This is a genomic window from Acinetobacter sp. YH12116 (assembly GCF_013418895.1).
Classification (GTDB): Bacteria; Pseudomonadota; Gammaproteobacteria; order Pseudomonadales; family Moraxellaceae; genus Acinetobacter; species Acinetobacter indicus.
This window is the reverse complement of the sequence record NZ_VPBE01000018.1, coordinates 40769-58352: the sequence shown is the minus strand read 5'-3', so window position 1 is coordinate 58352 and position 17584 is coordinate 40769. Positions and strand designations below refer to the sequence as shown.

Here is a 17584-nt window from a genome sequence, read left to right as displayed (position 1 = left end):
GAATAATTCAAGTGAATTTGTTTGAAAGAAGAACTTTAAAAGCTTTATTTTCACCCGATAAAATACCCATAAAACAAGAGGAAGCTCAAATGAGCTTCCTCTTGTGAAAAATTGTGGGACAGCAATGCGCTGAATGCGCCCTTTCTTTGGTTTAGCTATGCAACTTAGTGAAAAGTTTTAAAACGATCTGCATCATTCATAAACTCTTTATCACCCGCTGGTGCTTCAATTGAACCGAACACCAGTTGCGCTCTTAATTTCCAGTTGGCTGGTACATCAAAGGTCGCCGCAACTTCTTCATCAATAATCGGGTTGTAATGCTGTAGCGATGCACCAATGTTGTTTTCTGCCAGCGCAATCCAGGTTGCAAACTGGGCAATCCCTGTTGAATGCTCTGACCATACCGGGAAGTTATCTGCATATAGTGCAAATTGTTCTTGCAGTGCTTTCACGACATCTTGGTCTTCATAGAATAACGCAGTACCAAAACCTGCGGCAAAGCTGCTGATTTTGCTGTCAGTTGATGCAAAGTTTTCAGCCGGCACCATTTTACGCAAGGTTTCACGTACAATTTCCCAGAATTTGGCATGTGACTCACCAAACAGAATCACCACACGTGAAGTTTGCGAGTTAAACGAAGATGGGCTTAAACGAACGGCTTCTTTAATAATTTCTTCAATTTTCGCTTCGTCTAGCGCCACATTTTTACCAATTGAGTAAATGGTACGGCGTTTAAGTAAATGATCTTTAAATGACATATCTTTTTCCTTGGTATGGTCTTGTGTTTATAACAGATGGATTTATCTTAACGGCTGCCTGGGCTGGAAAATAGCCCCAGTTTTATAACAATGTGTTGCATTTATGGAACAATAACCGCGCTTATCGTAGATTTTATGAAAACAAGTTAAATTTTAAAGCACGTCAAAGCGGATGGAGCATCATTCCTGCTCTAGGTTTAGATCAATTATTAGGTTTTCTTCCAGTTTAAAGGATATATAAAAAAACTCCGCAAATCGCGGAGTTTTTGAGCTGCTTATTTGTCTGTTTCAAACAGCGCTGCCACAAAGGGCTTGGCTGAAAATGGACGCAGGTCATCAATTTTTTCACCCACCCCAATAAAGCGGATAGGCACATGGGTACGGCTGGCAATATTAAACAGCACACCACCTTTGGCGGTACCATCCAGTTTGGTAATAGTTAGACCGGTCAAGCCGACCGCTTCATCAAACATTTCAACCTGGTTAATCGCATTCTGACCGGTACCGGCATCTACCACCAGCATCACTTCATGCGGTGCAGTGGCATCAATTTTTTGCATCACGCGTTTAACTTTGGTCAGTTCCTGCATCAAATGACCTTTGTTATGCAAACGCCCTGCAGTATCGGCAATCAAGACATCCATACCTTTGGCACGCGCACTTTCAAAGGCATCAAAAATAACCGAAGCACTGTCTGCACCATGACCTTGTGCGACCACAGCAACATCATTACGCTCGCCCCAGATTTGTAACTGTTCAGTCGCTGCGGCACGGAAGGTATCACCAGCGGCCAGCATGACTTTCTTGCCTTCACCTTGTAAACGTTTGGCCAGCTTACCAATGGTGGTGGTTTTACCCACGCCATTCACGCCCACCACCAGAATGACATATGGATTTTTATTCGAATCAATATGTAACGGTTTAACACGCGGCGCCAGTAAAGCCACCAGCTCTTCCTGCAAGGCTTTATACAACGAGTGTGAATAAATCAGATCACCACGCGCAGTACGTTCAGTCAGGTTGGCAATAATGGTTTTGGTGGCATCAACACCAATATCGGCCACCAGCAATTGCTCTTCAACTTCTTCTAAAAGTTCATCATCAATTTCTTTGCCACCAATTAAGATGTTGACCATCCCATCGGCAAAGTTTTTACGGGTTTTGGTTAACCCTTCTTTCATACGGCTAAAGAAACCGCCTTTTGATTTCTCTTCAGCTGCTTCTGTGGCTACAGGCGCAGAAACAGGTGCTTGTTCTACTTTAGGTGTTTCAACGATAGGTACATTTACCGCAGGTAAACTTGGTAAAGTGACATCGTCATCCCCGATATCAGCATCAATCAAAAATTTATTTTGCCCATTAGATTGCTGTTGCATGCCGAATCCTTGAAAAGCAGTGCGTTAAAAAGTTGGATTCTAACATAAACTGCCCGCTTTGACTTGTCATTGCCAATCATGTGTCGCAGGCTGCAAAAAGTTACAGGATTCCCTTGCTTTCACTGCCCCGTTTCTGAAGAATGAAAGCAAATACAGATGCATTGCGGATCATCTTTGTGATACTGAACAATAAAATTTTGCCTGCTGTGGTTCATCATTTAAAACAACAACGTTTCGCCCTTACCCTACTTCTGATCGGTTTCTCATCGAGCGCTTTGGCGGCCAGTACCCAAAGCGAGCTGGCACGCAGTACCGTTGAAACCACGTTAAAAAACGGTTTAAAAGTCATTATTCGTGAAGATCATCGTTCGCCGATGGTGATGACTCAAATCTGGTACAAAGTTGGTAGCAGTGATGAGTCGGGAAATCTACTCGGCATTTCCCATGCACTGGAACACATGATGTTCAAAGGCACACATAAAGTGCCGAATGATGAGTTTACCCGACTCAGCCGGATTTACGGCGGCCGGGTCAATGCCTCGACCTTTACCAATTACACCAATTATTATCAGCTGTATCCAAAAACCTATTTTCCGATGGCGCTGGAGCTTGAAGCCGACCGGATGCGTAATTTATTGCTGCGCCAGCAGGATTTTGCCACCGAAATCAAAGTGGTGATGGAAGAACGGCGCCAGCGTACCGATGACAATCCACGCGCTTTGGCTTTTGAACGGTTTAAATGGATTGCCTACCCGACCAGTCATTATCGCCAGCCAATTATTGGGCATATGAAAGATCTGCAAAATATCCAGCTGGAGGATTTACGTCAGTGGTACAAGCAGTGGTATAGCCCGAATAATGCCATTTTAATTATTGTCGGCGATGTTAATGCTGAAGCGGCCTTGCTGCAGGCGCAAAAATACTTTGCCGATATTCCAGCGCGCAGCCTGCCGGCCCGCAATGATGTCCGCGAATTTGAACGTCTGGGCTATCGGCACATGGAACTGAATTTTCCGGTTCAGGTGCCGAATTTGTATATGGCCTGGAATGTCCGTTCACTAACGACTGCGACCAATCCGCAAGATGCCTATGCACTGACCATCATTCAGCATTTATTAGACAGCGGTATTTCTTCGCGCCTGCAACAGCGTCTGATTCGCGAGCAAAAACTCTTAAGTGCCTTAAGCGTCAGCTATGATCCGTATAATCGTGGCGACAGCCTGTTTACCATTTCAGCTTTACCGGTGGATGGCGTGGATCTGGCCCAAGCCGAACAGGCGATTCAGGCTGAAATTGAACGCCTGAAAACCGAGCTGGTGCATGAACCGGAAGTAAAACGCGTGACAGCCAAGTTTGTGTCGAATTTGCTTTATAGTCAGGATGATCTAGCGGGACAGGCCAAGATGATGGGTAATCTGGAGGTGAATGGATTGAGTTATCGCCTGATGGATGAGCTGCCCCAGCATTTTGAAACCGTACGCCCGCAAGACATTCAACGCGTCGCCAATGTCTATTTTGTGCGTGACAATTTGACCACCTTATATTTGCGTCCACACAGCAAGTCACCCTAAAGGATACCGACATGCCCTATTTCCGTTCCTGCGTTCTGGTGGCCAGCTTATTTGCGATCAGTTCTGCGCAGGCCAATGTCAATACCACCACCGAAGTGGATGAAAATCCAAATACCTTACAATCTCTGCCGCTGCTGCAAAGTCTCAGAAATATTAATCAGCAGAAATTGGATTATCGCGCGCCTTATGTGCATGACCTGAACAACCGTTATCAGGTCAGAACCCTGTTTGTGGAAACACAGGACTTGCCAATTCTGGATATACAGCTGACCTTTAATGCCGGTGCCGCGCGTGATCGGGAAATTGAAAGCGGCTTATACGGCGTGGCCAATATGGCCGCCCAGCTCTTAGATGAAGGCACGCCCAAATATAATGCACAACAAGTGGCTGCCGTGTTTGAACAGGTCGGCGCGCAGTTTAGCGCGCGAGCCTATCGGGATATGTTTATTGTCAAATTACGGGTGCTGTCTGACCCGGAAAAACTGGAACCGGCTTTAGCCATGATGATGGAACTGCTCAAACATGCCACCTTTGAAAAACAGAGTATTGGCATGGTGGTCAGCAATAACCAGCTGGGGCAAAAACAGCTGAAAGAAAATCCCAGCCGGATGATGGAGATTCAGCTGTATCGCAGCTTATATGGGCAACATCCTTATGCCCAGCCAATTAACGGCACCAATGGCAGTATTCAGCGGATTCAGCCCAAACATCTGCAACAGTTCCGTGAGCAGTTTCTGGTGGCGCAGAATATGAATATTGCTATTACCGGGAAAATGCAGGCCAAAGCAGCTTTAAATCTGGCAGAACGCATTGCCGGCAACTTAGCGCAAGGTCAGGCGGCTGCACCACTCCCCACACCCATCACAGCAAATGGCTTTCAGATTGTACACATGCCCTATCAGTCCAGTCAGGCGCATATTGTGCTCGGTCATATTGGCACCACACGTCATGATCCAGACCGGCTGGCTCTAGAAGTGGCCAATCGTATGCTCGGCGGTAGTGGTTTTCATTCTGTTTTGATGAAAGAACTGCGGGTAAAACGTGGCTATACCTATGGCGCATCTAGCAGCATGAGCTTTAGTCAGGCACCGGGTGTATTTCGCATCAGCTACTCAACCCGGCAAGATCAGCTAATGGACAGTATTCGTGTCGCGCATAAGGCACTGGTCGATTTTGTCCGTGAACCGATTGATCCGAAACAGCTGGAAGAAACCAAAAACGGCTTGTTAAGAGCCTATCCCAACCATTACAGCAGCAATGCCAGTATTAATGCCCAGCTCGGCAGTTTGGGATTTTATGGACAATCGGCACAGAGCTTGAGTGAATATTCAGCACAGCTCAGCAAAATTAGCGCCGAAGATGTGCAAGCTGCGGTACGCCGGCATCTGCATCCGGAACATCTGACCGTGATTGTAGTGAGTGAAAGTTTAGATAAGGCGGCTTTAGAACAACTGTTGCAGTACAATTTACAGACCACTGGCGGTCAATCGCTTCCTCAGGTTGGAGATATTCCGGCGATTAATACGCCTCCACATCCAGGGGAGGAAGTTGTTTTGCCTGACCCAGTTCCATCTGATGGGCCTGCATCAATTTAAGATATTGCCCATAACGCACCTGTGGCTGCTGCATTAAGCGCACAGCCATCTCCTGAGTTTCAGGATACATCGACTGCTGTGACAGATACTCAATATTCTGAAATTGTACGGACCCGACCGGGCGATAAAGTGCAATGGAAGATAACAGGAGAATAATGACAATAATGCTGACCACTACCCCATTATAAATTTGCTCTAACGTGAGTCGTGATTTTAATTGAATGAATAATTGAGAAATTTTTTGTATTGCGTCATGCATAGCCTACCTCGAATAGCCGTAGTGTAGGATGCTAGCGGTATTTGCACAAGATAGATGACCCAATTTTACCCGAACTGGCGAGTAAAATTGAGCCACTGCTGCTTAAGTCATCAGCGCGCGGAATACGGTATACAGGATAATACCCGCGACAATGGCCAGCACAATGAAGATGGCAAAGATACTGACCCCTTTTTCGGCATCAGCCGGATGCAGTTCATCATCATCGGCAATGCTGATTAGCTCACCATTATAAATACGGTAGAATTCTTCACGCTGCTGTGGATCGAGTGTACTGGTAAAGTCATGCACACGTTTACGCTGCGCCAGACAATACTCACCTAAATGAATTTCCTGATGGAACACCGCCTCATCGAGTTTTTTACGGTGATGATGGGCCAGCTCGATAATCTGCTCCGCACGTAAAGGCAGATCAAAGTTAAAACCGTCTATTGTATTTGTCATGTGGCTCTCCTTTTTATGTTACCTTTCTTATATGCATATCATAATAAAATTATAGAGTGTTCAATGTTTAATCATGTAAACTTGAAATATCACGGATCTGCCCCATCTCTTAGTTGACATTTCCACGAATGTGTAATATTAGTTTAACACAACCTCGATAAACTATTATTTAGACTGGCTATACAGTCTTTATTGCAATCATAATTAAAATAAAGGAGTTTTATATGATTCAGAGTATCTCTCACCATGATCTTGAAATTGCATATGCAAATGCGGTTAACACCATTCAATCACAGATGAACTTCCAAGATGCTGTGGCTGAACTTGAACAGGTTGCCCGCGCGGGTCATGGCAAAGCCGCTATGTTCTTAGCTGAACTGTACTATCAAGGCTTCCGCGTAGAACGCGATTCACTCAAAGCACAGTATTGGCAGAATATGGCCACCATGCAAGCATAAACAGACGTCACCTAGGTGGCGTTTTTTAATGCCTGAAATTTGTTTTTTATATTTGTTTACGATTTAACGCAAAGCTTAAACGCTTTATTCATCTGAATTTCCTACAATACAGGCACCACATTAGTGTTTATATGACATGAACCAGATTAAGTCTTTAAAACCCGCTGCCCAAGATATTCACATGAAAATCAGTATTCTAAAATCAATGATGTATTGCGGGGTACTTTGGGGGCTATATCATCAGGGTTGGGCCATGACCTCCGATCAGGATGATTTTATTTTTCCCTTTTGGTTAAACGGTGTCCAAGCCTATAAATATGCCAAGAAACACTGGCCAAACTACACTCCGCGCCAGATTAGCCCGCAGGATTTTCAGAATTCCCTGCTACCGACCTTAACCCGTTTAAAAGTTACACCGGCGCTGTGTCATTGTTCCAGCCAGCAATTCAAGCTGACCACACAGCAAATGAAACACTTTTTCTTTAATGACGCCCAGTTAAAGACCGCTTAACGTAGAGATTCATGCACCATTAAACCTCAATGAAAACAATATGACTGCTGATTATGGCCTCTAATGATAAAACTATTGGCATTTTTCAAAATTGAGGTTAAGTTAGAACCCATACCAAGAACAAAAATGGCAAGGACCAGACAGAATGACCAATGTAACACACGTATTAAAAGATAAGCATAGCCAGGAAATATACACCGTTAGTCCAGAAGCAACTGTACTCGAAGCAATTTCAATTATGGCCGATAAAGGCATCGGGGCGCTTGTAGTGACCCATGAAGGCCAAGTGGTCGGGATTTTATCCGAGCGTGACTACACCCGTAAAATTGCGTTGATGGAACGCTCTTCTTATGACACCACCGTCAATGAGATTATGACCGCAAAGGTACTGACCGTGACCCAAAGCACCAGTGTAGAAGACTGTTTGAGCCTGATGACCGATCGTCATTTACGTCATTTACCGGTAGTAGAAGATGGCAAACTGGTTGGACTAGTATCGATTGGCGACTTGGTAAAAGCAGTAATGGATGATCAACGTAAACTGATCGACCAGCTACAACAATATATTGCCAGCTAAACAGACAATATAAAAAACTCTCCTTCAGGAGAGTTTTTTATGGCTAGTCTTTTAAAAAACGATCTTTTTTAAAACTGCTCGTTTAAAAGAGACTAAACAGGATTAATTCAGCCCTAGCTTTTGTGCCACATAGTCCGCATCTTTGTCGCCGCGACCGGACAGGTTTACCACAATATTGGTATCTTTAGACATTTTTGGTGCTTCACGTATCGCCCATGCGACCGCATGCGAGCTTTCCAGTGCCGGCACAATCCCTTCAACCCGAGACAGCTGAATAAAGGCGTCCAGACATTCCTGATCAGTAGCAGTGGTATATTCGACACGACCAGCATCTTTCAGGAAGCTGTGCTGTGGTCCTACACCCGGATAATCCAGCCCAGATGCAATCGAGTGTACCGGGAGTGGCTCACCCTGCTCATCTTCTAGCACATAACAGGCCATACCGTGTAACTGACCCGGTTTACCTAAGGTGAGGGTTGCAGAGTGCATATCGGTATTCAGGCCATGACCGGCTGGCTCAACACCAACCAGTTTTACTTCCGGATCATTCAGAAACGCGGTAAAAGCGCCCACAGCATTAGAACCACCACCGACACAAGCCACAATATAATCCGGCTGTGCACCAAAACGTTCCTGCGCCTGAACTTTAATTTCATCACCAATAATGGCCTGGAAATCACGTACCATCATCGGGAATGGATGCGGTCCCACCACCGAACCAATCGCATAAATATAGTTTTTCGGATCTTTTAAGTATTCTTCGAAGGCGCTGTCTACCGCATCTTTTAAGGTTGCAGTGCCGCGGGTCACGGAAATCAGCTTGGCGCCCAGAATTTTCATTTTTACGACATTGGGATGTTCTTTCTCAATATCGACCTGACCCATGTGAATTTCGCATGGAATACCCACCAGAGCACAGGCGGTTGCCAATGCCACGCCATGCTGACCAGCGCCAGTTTCGGCAATGACTTTGGTTTTGCCCATATATTTGGCCAGCAAGGCTTCACCTAAACAATGGTTAATTTTATGTGCACCAGTGTGGTTTAAATCTTCACGTTTTAAATAGATTTGTGCCCCGCCCAACTGCTCAGATAAACGCTTGGCATGAAATAGCGGACTTGGACGACCTACATAATGTGCGAATAGCTCAGCCAGTTCCTGCTGAAATTCCGGAGTCTGACGAATTTCTTCGTAGGCCACTTTAATATCATCCATCGCCGCTTTCAGATGCGGTGGAATAAACTGCCCGCCATATTCACCAAAAAAGCCATCTTCATTGGGTAAGGCAACGCCATTCATCTGAGAGTTCATGCAGTATTCCTTCTATTTTATGAAGCTTAACGCGCCAAATAACGGGTTAAATCTTCAATCCCCTTTAACGTCATGGGATACATATGATTTTCAAAAATTTGCTGAATTAAACCGATGGTCTGGGTGTAGTGCCAATATTGCTCTTGTTCCGGGTTCAGCCAGGCGGTTTTATCAAAATGCTGGCGTAAACGGCGCAACCACACCTGCCCGGCCTCATCATTCATATATTCCACTGAACCCCCAACGGCATTCAGCTCATAAGGTGCCATACTGGCATCCCCGACCACAATCACACGATAGTCGCGTCCGTAGGTGTTGAATAAATCCCAGGTATTCATACGGGTGTGTGAACGGCGTACATTGTCTTTCCAGACATAATCGTACAGGCAGTTATGAAAATAAAAATATTCCAACGTTTTAAATTCGGTTTTGGCCGCACTAAACAGCTTTTCACACTGGGCGATGTGCGCATCCATGGAGCCGCCGACATCAAACAGCATTAACACTTTAACCCGGTTACGCCGTTCGGGTACCAGTTGCACATCCAGAATACCCTGTTTGGCGGTTTCACGAATGGTGCCATCGACATCTAACTCTTCAGCCGCGCCCTGACGGGCAAACTTGCGCAGACGGCGCAGCGCCATTTGCATTTGCCGTGAACCGAGCAGCTGGTCATCATCCAGATTACGGTATTGACGCTGTTCCCAGACTTTAACCGCTGAACGTTTACGGCCCGGCCCGCCTATACGCACCCCTTCAGGATGATCACCATATGCACCAAACGGCGAGGTTCCACCGGTCCCAATCATGCGGTTACCGCCCTGATGCTTTTTATGCTGTTCGCGTAAACGCTCTTCCAGCATTTTCATCAGCTCTTCCAATGAACCGGCTTTTTTCAGTTCTTCGCGCTGCTCTGGGGTTAAATGCTTTTCCAGTAGCTCCAGATCGAACCAGTCTTTGGGTAATTTATGGACTTGATTGAGCAATTCATCCAGATCAAAGGTAGAGATACCATCAAAGTAATCTTTCATGGCCCGGTCAAACTTGTCAAAAAAGCGTTCATCCTTGACCATAATGGTTTTGGCCAGATGATAAAACTCATCCTGATTGGCAAAGACCAGACCTTCTGCCACTGCACGGTTCAGGTCAATCAGTTCGCGGGTAGTGACCGGGACGCCGTATTTTCTTAAGGTATAAAACAATCGCACAAACATGTGGCGATTACTCCCTTAACGACGGGCCATAAAGGCTAAGCGTTCCAGTAACTGAACATCCTGCTCGTTTTTAATCAGCGCGCCATACAATGGTGGAATGGCTTTGGTTTTGTCAGCATTACGCAGAATATCGTCCGGCATGTCATCCGCCATTAACAGGCTCAGCCAGTCAATCAATTCAGAGGTTGAAGGTGGTTTTTTCAGGCCCGGAATCTGGCGTAGTTTAAAGAATACCTGTAAGGCTTCTGACACCAAAGTCGTGGAGATATTCGGGAAATGCACATTGATGATGTCGCGCATGGTGGCTTCATCAGGGAAATCAATATAATGGAAGAAACAGCGACGCAAGAAGGCATCGGGCAGTTCTTTTTCATTATTGGAAGTGATGATCACAATCGGACGCTGCGTTGCGCTAATGGTTTCGCCAGTTTCATACACGAAAAAGGACATTTTATCCAGCTCATGCAGCAAGTCGTTTGGAAACTCGATATCGGCCTTGTCAATCTCGTCAATCAGCAGTACACAGCGCTCTTCACTGCTAAACGCTTCCCACAGTTTGCCCGGCTTAATATAGTTTTTAATATCATAAACCCGGTCATCCCCCAGCTGGCTATCACGTAAACGCGACACGGCATCATATTCATACAGACCTTGCTGGGCTTTGGTGGTCGATTTGATATGCCAGGTAATCAGTTTCAGTCCCAGGCTTTGCGCGACCTGCTCGGCCAGTAAGGTTTTACCGGTACCCGGTTCACCTTTAATTAACAGCGGTTTCTGTAAACGACGTGCCGCCTGCACCGCCAGCTTTAAGCTGTCAGTGGCGATGTATTGATCAGTACCAGTGAAGTGTTGTGTATCTACAGACATGAGATAACCTTATTTCAATTTAAACTTATTTTTGTAATTAAAGCGCTGCGCTGTTGTTCTTGGCAGCAAGACCTGCTTTACGCTGGCTATATTTAGACCAGAAATAACCAACCACCAGTCCTAAGCCAATCACCACCAGAATGGCAGATAAATTGGACCAGACCAACGGCATTTCCTTGGTTAATACACCAAACAGCAAACCAAAGGTGGCCGGTGCAATACCTGCATTATGCCCTTCGGAAATGGTAGGGGTCAGCAAGATGGCAAAGACCACAATCCAGCTTACGCCGCCAAGTGGATGAGGCAGACGTTTGGCAATTTCATACCAGCACCATAAAATAATCAGGCTACCCAATAGATAGACCGTAACGGCAATGGTATTTTCAGGAATTGATTCTAAAAAAGTCATTAAATTTTCCATCACTCAACTCCTGAATTTAACTTAGGCACCGCGTAAGCCTTCTGGCTCAACCGCATTCGGATTAATTAAACCTTCTGGCGGCATTTGAATAAAGAAGCCTTTGGTTTGAATCGAATCCATGACATGCAGAATATTGGCCCGCGCGAGTTTACGGTTTTCATGCAATTCTAAATCCATAACAAACGTTGCACGACCAAATGCAGTACGCAGTACTTCCGGTACCACTTCAAGCGGATCTGCCGCTTCTGCTTGATCATCTTGGCTTTCAATACGAGCGACATAAAGATACATTTCATCTTTTTTGCTCGATTTATAAATTGAACAGAACATATTCAGCACAATACTCGTTTAACTCAGGCCAAAGCATACATCAAAAAAAAGACGGATACATTAGTGATTATTAACGCATCAGTCGTGATTGTGTACAAATCATAATTCTGGCAGCAGTTTGCTGTTTTTTTAATCCATCACTTTCATATGATTGGATAAATACTGCTGATCTTGATGCAGCACTTCAATCAGCGGCTTGGTCAGCAGATCATAACGCCAGCCCAATAAATAGCTTGGTAAATCCTGCTCATCATTTTTAAATACCACATGCTGATACAGGGCATTCAGCCATTTTTTCCGCATCAGTACTTCTTTGGGGATACCGGTTTCATTGACGCCGCGCTGAATCACCTGCTCAATGTGCTGTCCCACCTCTTTGGAAGAATGGCGAATTGGACGCGCCATGCGCAGCGGCCAGTGCTCTGGATCGGGCAGGAATTTCAACAGGTCTAAAATGGTTTTGCCATGTTCACGTAAAATATTCGGACGGATCTCCTTCACGTGTGACAGCTGAAAATTATTTTTCGGATTTTTTTCAACCAGATCCAGTAAGGTGGTATTTTTCAGAATAAAGCTGCGTGGCTGGTTTAAAGCCTTAACCATCTGTTCACGCCAGACCACCAATTGCTGTAACTGCATAAGCTGACGGCGTGAATGGCGGTAATTACCGACATCCTGATACAGACGCTCTAGCGGTGTATCTTCCCCAATTTCCTGGGTTAAATGACGGCAGTCTTCTACCACCAGATTCAGTAACGATTTTTGCTGCAAGTCCTGCTGTACTTTTTCTGCCAGTTGCATTAAATACAGCACATCATTGGCTGCATATTGCAACTGTTCCGGTGATAATGGTCGCGCCAGCCAGTCCGAACGGGTCTGGTCTTTGTCAATATCGACCTCTAGCACCTGCTTTAGAGCATTCTGATAGCTGACCTGCAGACCATAGCCCAAAAAGGACATGCCAACCTGGGTATCAAATACATTTTTCAGTGATTTTTGCTGGGCATAATGATAGATCAGGTCAATATCTTCGCCGCAAGCATGGAAAATATTCTGCTGCGCCTGGAAGATTTTTTCCCAGAACGCCGAAAGATTCAGCGTTGTTCCATCCAGCAAATAAACTTTTCCTGCGACATTAATCTGGAACACCCCCAATTTGGGCCATAAGGTATCAACCTTGATGAATTCGGTATCCAGTCCATAGGTAGAGTTTTGACTCATTAATGTTAAAACATTTTCAAAGTCTTGTTGCTGTTGAATAAATTGGAACATAGCAGAGAGAGTCGTTAAAGTTTCTCAAGGGGTATTTTAACCAATAAATATAATTTAGCTATAAAAAAATAAAACTTACGGTATATTTTGCTGATTTTTTTTAAAGTTTAAGCTCAAGATAAACAAAAGTTTATATTTTTTATATCTTAGTTAAAGTTTCAATATTTGATTAAGACCCAATTTAAAAAGTTGAAATCTGATGAAATAAGCACCGGAGTACTTATTTCATGCGCATACGGTTATGGACAGCCTGACTTAAAGTGTGACTGTCGATATATTCCAGTTCACCACCTTGCGGCACGCCCTGGGCAATCCGGGTCATCTGCACCGGTAAATGCTTGGTCGCTTCGACCAGATAATGCGCCGTCGCCTGACCTTCTACCGTGGCATTGGTCGCCAGAATCACTTCTTTGACCTGACCCGAGCTTAAACGGTGAATTAAAGCTGGAATCCCGATTTCTTCCGGGCCAATCCCGTCAAGCGGCGATAAATGCCCGCCCAAGACATGATATTTACCGCGGAAGCTACCACTTTGTTCAATTGCCATGACATCGGCTGGTGATTCCACCACGCAGAGTAATTCTTCATCACGTTCCGAAGATGCGCAGATATTGCACACTTCATCTTCGGTTAAAGAATGGCAGATGGAACATTCGTGAATATGCGTGGTCGCCTCATTTAAGGCATAAGCCAGACCCAGCGCGCCTTCACGGTTTTTCATGATCAGGTGCAAGGCCATGCGCTGGGCCGATTTTGGCCCAACACTTGGCAAAATACGCAAGGCTTGTACCAGTTGATCAAAACGATCGCTGAACACAGATGCGCTACCTTAGAACATGCCTGCCAAACCTGGTGGTAAGCCCATACCAGAATTCGCTGCTTTCATACGTTCTTCAGAAATGGTTTCTGCCTGACGCGCTGCATCATTCATGGCCGCAGCAATCAGGTCTTCAATCATGTCTGGATCGTCTTGTAACAGTTCAGGATTGATTTCGATACGCTTCACAACGTTACGGCAGGTCATGGTTACTTTGACCAGACCACCGCCCGCTTCGGCATGCACTTCAGTTTGTGCCAGTTCTTCTTTGGCTTTCTTGATATTGTTTTCTACTTCTTTCTGCATGCGCTGCGCTTGCTGCATTAACATATTAATGTTCATAAAAATCTCCGAACAAAACTGACATCTTTGGCTAAGCACTCTACACGAAAATTCAGCAAAAAGATGTCAGAATTTATAAATTAAATCAGGTCTAAACCACGGCTAAGGTCGCGAATAATATCATCAATATCTTCCAGACCCACAGAAACACGAATTAAACCCTCTGAAATACCGGCTTGCTGTTTGGCTTCGGCAGACATACGGCCATGTGAGGTGGTAGCAGGATGGGTAATTGTAGATTTTACATCGCCCAGGTTACTGGTAATGGATAAGAAACGCGTGTTATCAATGACGGTCCATGCGCCTTCACGCTCACCTTTCACCACGAACGATACAACACCGCCAAAACCGCTTTGTTGCTTTTTCGCTAATTCATGCCCCGGATGCTGCGGCAAACCGGCGTAATATACGGTTTCCACTTTTGGATGGGCATCCAGCCATTCTGCCAGCTTCTGTGCACTAGCACAGTGGGCTTTCATTCGCAGGTTCAGGGTTTCCAGACCTTTAAGGAAGACCCAGGCATTAAACGGGCTCATCGAGTTACCCAGGGTACGAATCACGCCATTAATTTCTTCCAATAACTGATGATTACCGACAACAGCACCACCCAAGGCACGGCCCTGACCATCAATATATTTGGTTGATGAATAAATGATTAAATCCGCACCAAATTTAATCGGCTGCTGTAAAACCGGGGTACAGAAAGTATTGTCGACGGCAAACAAGGCATTGGCTGCATGGGCAATATCGGCAATCGCTTGCAAATCACCCACTTGTGCCAACGGGTTAGATGGGGTTTCAATAAACAGTAAACGTGTATTCGGGCGAATCGCCTGCTGCCAGGCCGCTAAATCTTCCAGATCAACAAAGGTTACATCTACGCCAAATTTCATGACGTATTTTTCAAATAATGAAATGATCGAACCGAATACCGCGCGTGAACACACCACATGATCGCCGGCTTTTAAATAGGCCAGGGTAATTGCATGTACTGCAGCCATACCTGAACTGGTGGCCACGGCACGTTCTGCGCCATCGAGCACTGCTAAGCGTTTTTCAAAAGTATGGACAGTCGGATTGGTATAACGGGAATAGGTATTCCCTTCAATTTGCCCAGAAAATTTGGCGGCTGCATCAGCTGCACTTTCGCAAACAAAAGACGATGTTAAAAAGATGGGTTCACTATGCTCACCCTCGAAGGTACGGTCATGACCAGTACGAATTGCCAAAGTATCTAACTGATATTCGATCTCGTCTTGTTCGCTCATCTCGATTTTCGCCCTTAGACTACCGTTATAAGAATTGCCAACATTTTGAGCGCCCAAGGTGTTTAAGGTCAAGGTAAAATATGGAAATATCGCTTAGACTTCATCCAACTCAGCGTCATGACAAGCAGATAGAGGCTATGAACCCAGTACAGAAAAAATTTGCAGATCAACGCAAGAAGTTAAAAAACTTATCGACCCGGCTTTTTAACAGCAAGACTTTGGTGATCTCCCAAACCACACCGTATGAGATCATTGGCGAATACCAACACGCACAAATCCGTTATTACGCTTCACCCAATAAAGCCTATCAGGAGCCGCTGGTCTTTGTTGCGCCGCTGGCGATTAATATGGCGATTTATGATTTGTACCCCTATCGCTCTTTAATCAAGCATTTCCAGCATAGCGGTTTTGATGTCTACCTGATTGACTGGGGACGTTTAAACTATACCCATCGTCATTTAAATTTTATGTACTTTATTAATGCTGCGATTCCGCATTGTATTGAGCAGATTCGACAGCACTCCCATAGCGAGCAGATTTCCCTACATGGCTGGAGTATGGCCGGCGTCTTTGTGATGCTGTATACCGCCTATCGTCAACCTCAGATTGTGAAAAACCTGATGGTGCTGGGCAGCCCGGTAGATAGTTATGCTTCCGGTCGCATCGGCCAGCTGTTTAAACGCAGCAACCAGCTGATTTCACATAATCACAAATTAAAACAGGCCTTACATCAGGGCTCTATTCCCCCACATTTCATTCATACACCCGGCATCATCAACGCTTTAGGTTTTAAAATTCTAGATCCTAAAGGCTGGCTGGACAGTCAGCGCCAGCTGTTTCTCAACCTGCATGATCCGCAAATACTGCATGAACATGCCACGCTGGGGAATTTCCTGAACAATATGATCGATTATCCGGGCGGGATTAATCAGGACATGGTACTGAATGTCTGGCTGCAAAATCCGCTGAAAAACGGCATTATCCGCCTGAAGGATGAATATATTGAACTAAAAAATATTTGCTGTTCTTTATTTGTCGGGGCCGGGCAAAGCGACCAGATTGTGACGGCTGCCGCTGCACAGCCTTTAAGCCAGTTGACAAGTAGTACCGATGTCACGTTTACTCTTATTCCGGGTGGTCACTTAGGCCTGATGTCCAGCCAGAAAAGTGCCAATGAATTCTGGCCCAAGCTGACCCGTTGGCTCGAGCAAAGATCAACAAAAATACACAAGGAAACCGCATGATTCAGTCCGTTGCATTTATTGGTTTGGGCGCTATGGGATACCGCATGGCCGCACATTTACCCCAGCATTTTGATACAGTCTATGTCTGGAACCGTAATTTTGCCAAAGCCGAGCAACACGCAGCGGAATATGCTACACAGGCGGTTCAGCTTGAACAGGCCGTACAGGCCGATGTGATTTTTTCCTGCCTGCCGACCAGCCAGGATGTAGAACATCTGTTAGAGGGTTTGACGCTAAAAGCCGGCTCTATCTGGGTAGACTGTACCAGCGGTGTGCCTGATTCTGCCAAAAAAGTGGCTGCGCAGCTCAAAGCACAACAGGTCGATTTTTTAGATGCACCTGTGAGTGGACAAACCATCGGTGCAGAAAAAGGCACCTTAACCGTGATGGTGGGCGGTGATGCGCAAGCTTTTGAAAAAGCCCTACCCGCAATGCAGGCTTTTGGGCAACTGATCAAGCATGTCGGTGAACCGGGCGCTGGTTTTGCTGTTAAAGCCATTAACAACATGTTGATGGCTGTGAATTTATGCGCCGTTGCCGAAGGATTTACCACCTTAAAAGCGCATGGGGTAAACTTAAACGAAGCGCTGGATTGTATTAATGCCTCAAGCGGCAAAAGCGCGGTAACGGAAATGGTATTACCCCAGCGTATTCTTAATCGCGCATTTCCACTAACCTTTGCCCTGCCGCTACTGGCCAAAGACACCGGAATTGCTTTAGACTTGGTACGCGATGCAAAACTTTCAGCACCGGTACTCGGACTGGCCCAAAGTTTGATTCAGGCTGCCAATGCTACTGCTGAACCAGATAGCGACTTCTCCAGCGCCGTTAAAATGTATGAGGACTGGAACAAGATTACAATTGAGTAAGATCTGGCCATTGAATAATCAGAATAAAACCTAATATTGTGAGTAGATGCTTACCCACAATG

The 17584-nt window shown here is 45.4% G+C and carries 20 protein-coding genes; 7 read left to right on the top strand and 13 right to left on the bottom strand.

Going from position 1 to position 17584, the window contains the following annotated elements; translation table 11 throughout:
- Positions 1-164: 164 nt before the first annotated feature.
- Complete coding sequence (locus FTU54_RS11155) at positions 165-758, bottom strand: nitroreductase family protein (protein ID WP_016658994.1); 594 nt, start codon at positions 756-758, stop codon at positions 165-167.
- Between the two features lie 275 nt (positions 759-1033).
- Positions 1034-2134, bottom strand: a complete 1101-nt coding sequence (gene ftsY / locus FTU54_RS11150) for a signal recognition particle-docking protein FtsY (RefSeq protein ID WP_180074759.1) — start codon at positions 2132-2134, stop codon at positions 1034-1036.
- Positions 2135-2385: 251 nt separating this feature from the next.
- Between ftsY and FTU54_RS11145 the strand changes: the two genes are divergently transcribed.
- Together FTU54_RS11145 and FTU54_RS11140 are read left to right on the top strand one after the other, a co-directional pair.
- Positions 2386-3705, top strand: coding sequence for a M16 family metallopeptidase (locus FTU54_RS11145; RefSeq protein ID WP_373685796.1), 1320 nt, complete (start codon positions 2386-2388; stop codon positions 3703-3705).
- Positions 3706-3716: 11 nt separating this feature from the next.
- Complete coding sequence (locus tag FTU54_RS11140; protein WP_180074757.1) at positions 3717-5300, top strand: pitrilysin family protein; 1584 nt, start codon at positions 3717-3719, stop codon at positions 5298-5300.
- On the opposite strand, the gene FTU54_RS11135 is transcribed toward FTU54_RS11140, so the two are convergent.
- Both FTU54_RS11135 and FTU54_RS11130 read right to left on the bottom strand, forming a co-directional pair.
- Positions 5224-5559, bottom strand: coding sequence for a hypothetical protein (locus tag FTU54_RS11135; protein WP_005178398.1), 336 nt, complete (start codon positions 5557-5559; stop codon positions 5224-5226). The genes FTU54_RS11140 and FTU54_RS11135 overlap by 77 nt on opposite strands.
- 102 nt (positions 5560-5661) lie before the next feature.
- Positions 5662-6021, bottom strand: a complete 360-nt coding sequence (locus FTU54_RS11130) for a hypothetical protein (protein ID WP_005178401.1) — start codon at positions 6019-6021, stop codon at positions 5662-5664.
- A 224-nt stretch (positions 6022-6245) separates the two neighbouring features.
- Here FTU54_RS11130 and FTU54_RS11125 point away from each other — a divergent pair, with 224 nt between their 5' ends.
- The 3 genes from FTU54_RS11125 (at position 6246) to FTU54_RS11115 (ending at position 7567) form a co-directional block, all read left to right on the top strand.
- Entirely contained in the window at positions 6246-6479 is a 234-nt protein-coding gene (locus FTU54_RS11125) for a hypothetical protein (protein ID WP_005178404.1), read from the top strand.
- Between the two features lie 136 nt (positions 6480-6615).
- The gene (locus tag FTU54_RS11120; protein WP_005178408.1) at positions 6616-6990 is read left to right on the top strand and encodes a DUF2750 domain-containing protein; all 375 of its coding nucleotides are present in this window, start codon (positions 6616-6618) and stop codon (positions 6988-6990) included.
- Between the two features lie 145 nt (positions 6991-7135).
- A complete protein-coding gene (locus tag FTU54_RS11115; RefSeq protein ID WP_005178410.1) occupies positions 7136-7567 on the top strand; it encodes a CBS domain-containing protein in 432 nt (143 codons plus the stop codon).
- Positions 7568-7669: 102 nt separating this feature from the next.
- Here the strand turns inward: FTU54_RS11115 and trpB are convergent, their stop codons facing one another.
- From trpB to FTU54_RS11070, 9 genes are all read right to left on the bottom strand, one after another.
- Positions 7670-8878 (bottom strand): tryptophan synthase subunit beta, encoded by a 1209-nt coding sequence (gene trpB / locus FTU54_RS11110; protein ID WP_005178412.1) that lies wholly within the window; start codon positions 8876-8878, stop codon positions 7670-7672.
- Positions 8879-8904: 26 nt separating this feature from the next.
- A complete protein-coding gene (locus tag FTU54_RS11105; protein WP_005178414.1) occupies positions 8905-10092 on the bottom strand; it encodes a VWA domain-containing protein in 1188 nt (395 codons plus the stop codon).
- 15 nt (positions 10093-10107) lie between these two features.
- Positions 10108-10959 carry a MoxR family ATPase gene (locus FTU54_RS11100; RefSeq protein WP_045795395.1) on the bottom strand — a complete coding sequence of 284 codons (852 nt, stop codon included), beginning with the start codon at positions 10957-10959 and terminating at the stop codon, positions 10108-10110.
- A gap of 37 nt (positions 10960-10996) precedes the next feature.
- Positions 10997-11380: a hypothetical protein gene (locus FTU54_RS11095; RefSeq protein WP_005178416.1), complete on the bottom strand. Its 384-nt coding sequence runs from the start codon at positions 11378-11380 to the stop codon at positions 10997-10999.
- 21 nt (positions 11381-11401) lie between these two features.
- Positions 11402-11710 carry a YcgL domain-containing protein gene (locus FTU54_RS11090; RefSeq protein WP_005178417.1) on the bottom strand — a complete coding sequence of 103 codons (309 nt, stop codon included), beginning with the start codon at positions 11708-11710 and terminating at the stop codon, positions 11402-11404.
- A 129-nt stretch (positions 11711-11839) separates the two neighbouring features.
- Entirely contained in the window at positions 11840-12982 is a 1143-nt protein-coding gene (locus FTU54_RS11085; RefSeq protein ID WP_104472778.1) for an HRDC domain-containing protein, read from the bottom strand.
- A 220-nt stretch (positions 12983-13202) separates the two neighbouring features.
- Positions 13203-13799, bottom strand: a complete 597-nt coding sequence (gene recR / locus FTU54_RS11080; RefSeq protein WP_005178420.1) for a recombination mediator RecR — start codon at positions 13797-13799, stop codon at positions 13203-13205.
- Between the two features lie 12 nt (positions 13800-13811).
- The gene (locus FTU54_RS11075; protein ID WP_005178423.1) at positions 13812-14141 is read right to left on the bottom strand and encodes a YbaB/EbfC family nucleoid-associated protein; all 330 of its coding nucleotides are present in this window, start codon (positions 14139-14141) and stop codon (positions 13812-13814) included.
- An 80-nt stretch (positions 14142-14221) separates the two neighbouring features.
- A complete protein-coding gene (locus tag FTU54_RS11070; RefSeq protein WP_005178426.1) occupies positions 14222-15409 on the bottom strand; it encodes an O-succinylhomoserine sulfhydrylase in 1188 nt (395 codons plus the stop codon).
- 137 nt (positions 15410-15546) lie between these two features.
- On the opposite strand from FTU54_RS11070, the gene FTU54_RS11065 reads away from it, so the two are divergent.
- The gene (locus tag FTU54_RS11065) at positions 15547-16653 is read left to right on the top strand and encodes an alpha/beta fold hydrolase (RefSeq protein WP_180074756.1); all 1107 of its coding nucleotides are present in this window, start codon (positions 15547-15549) and stop codon (positions 16651-16653) included.
- A complete protein-coding gene (locus FTU54_RS11060) occupies positions 16650-17522 on the top strand; it encodes an NAD(P)-dependent oxidoreductase (protein ID WP_160241257.1) in 873 nt (290 codons plus the stop codon). The genes FTU54_RS11065 and FTU54_RS11060 overlap by 4 nt, the downstream gene beginning before the upstream one ends.
- Positions 17523-17584 lie beyond the last annotated feature (62 nt).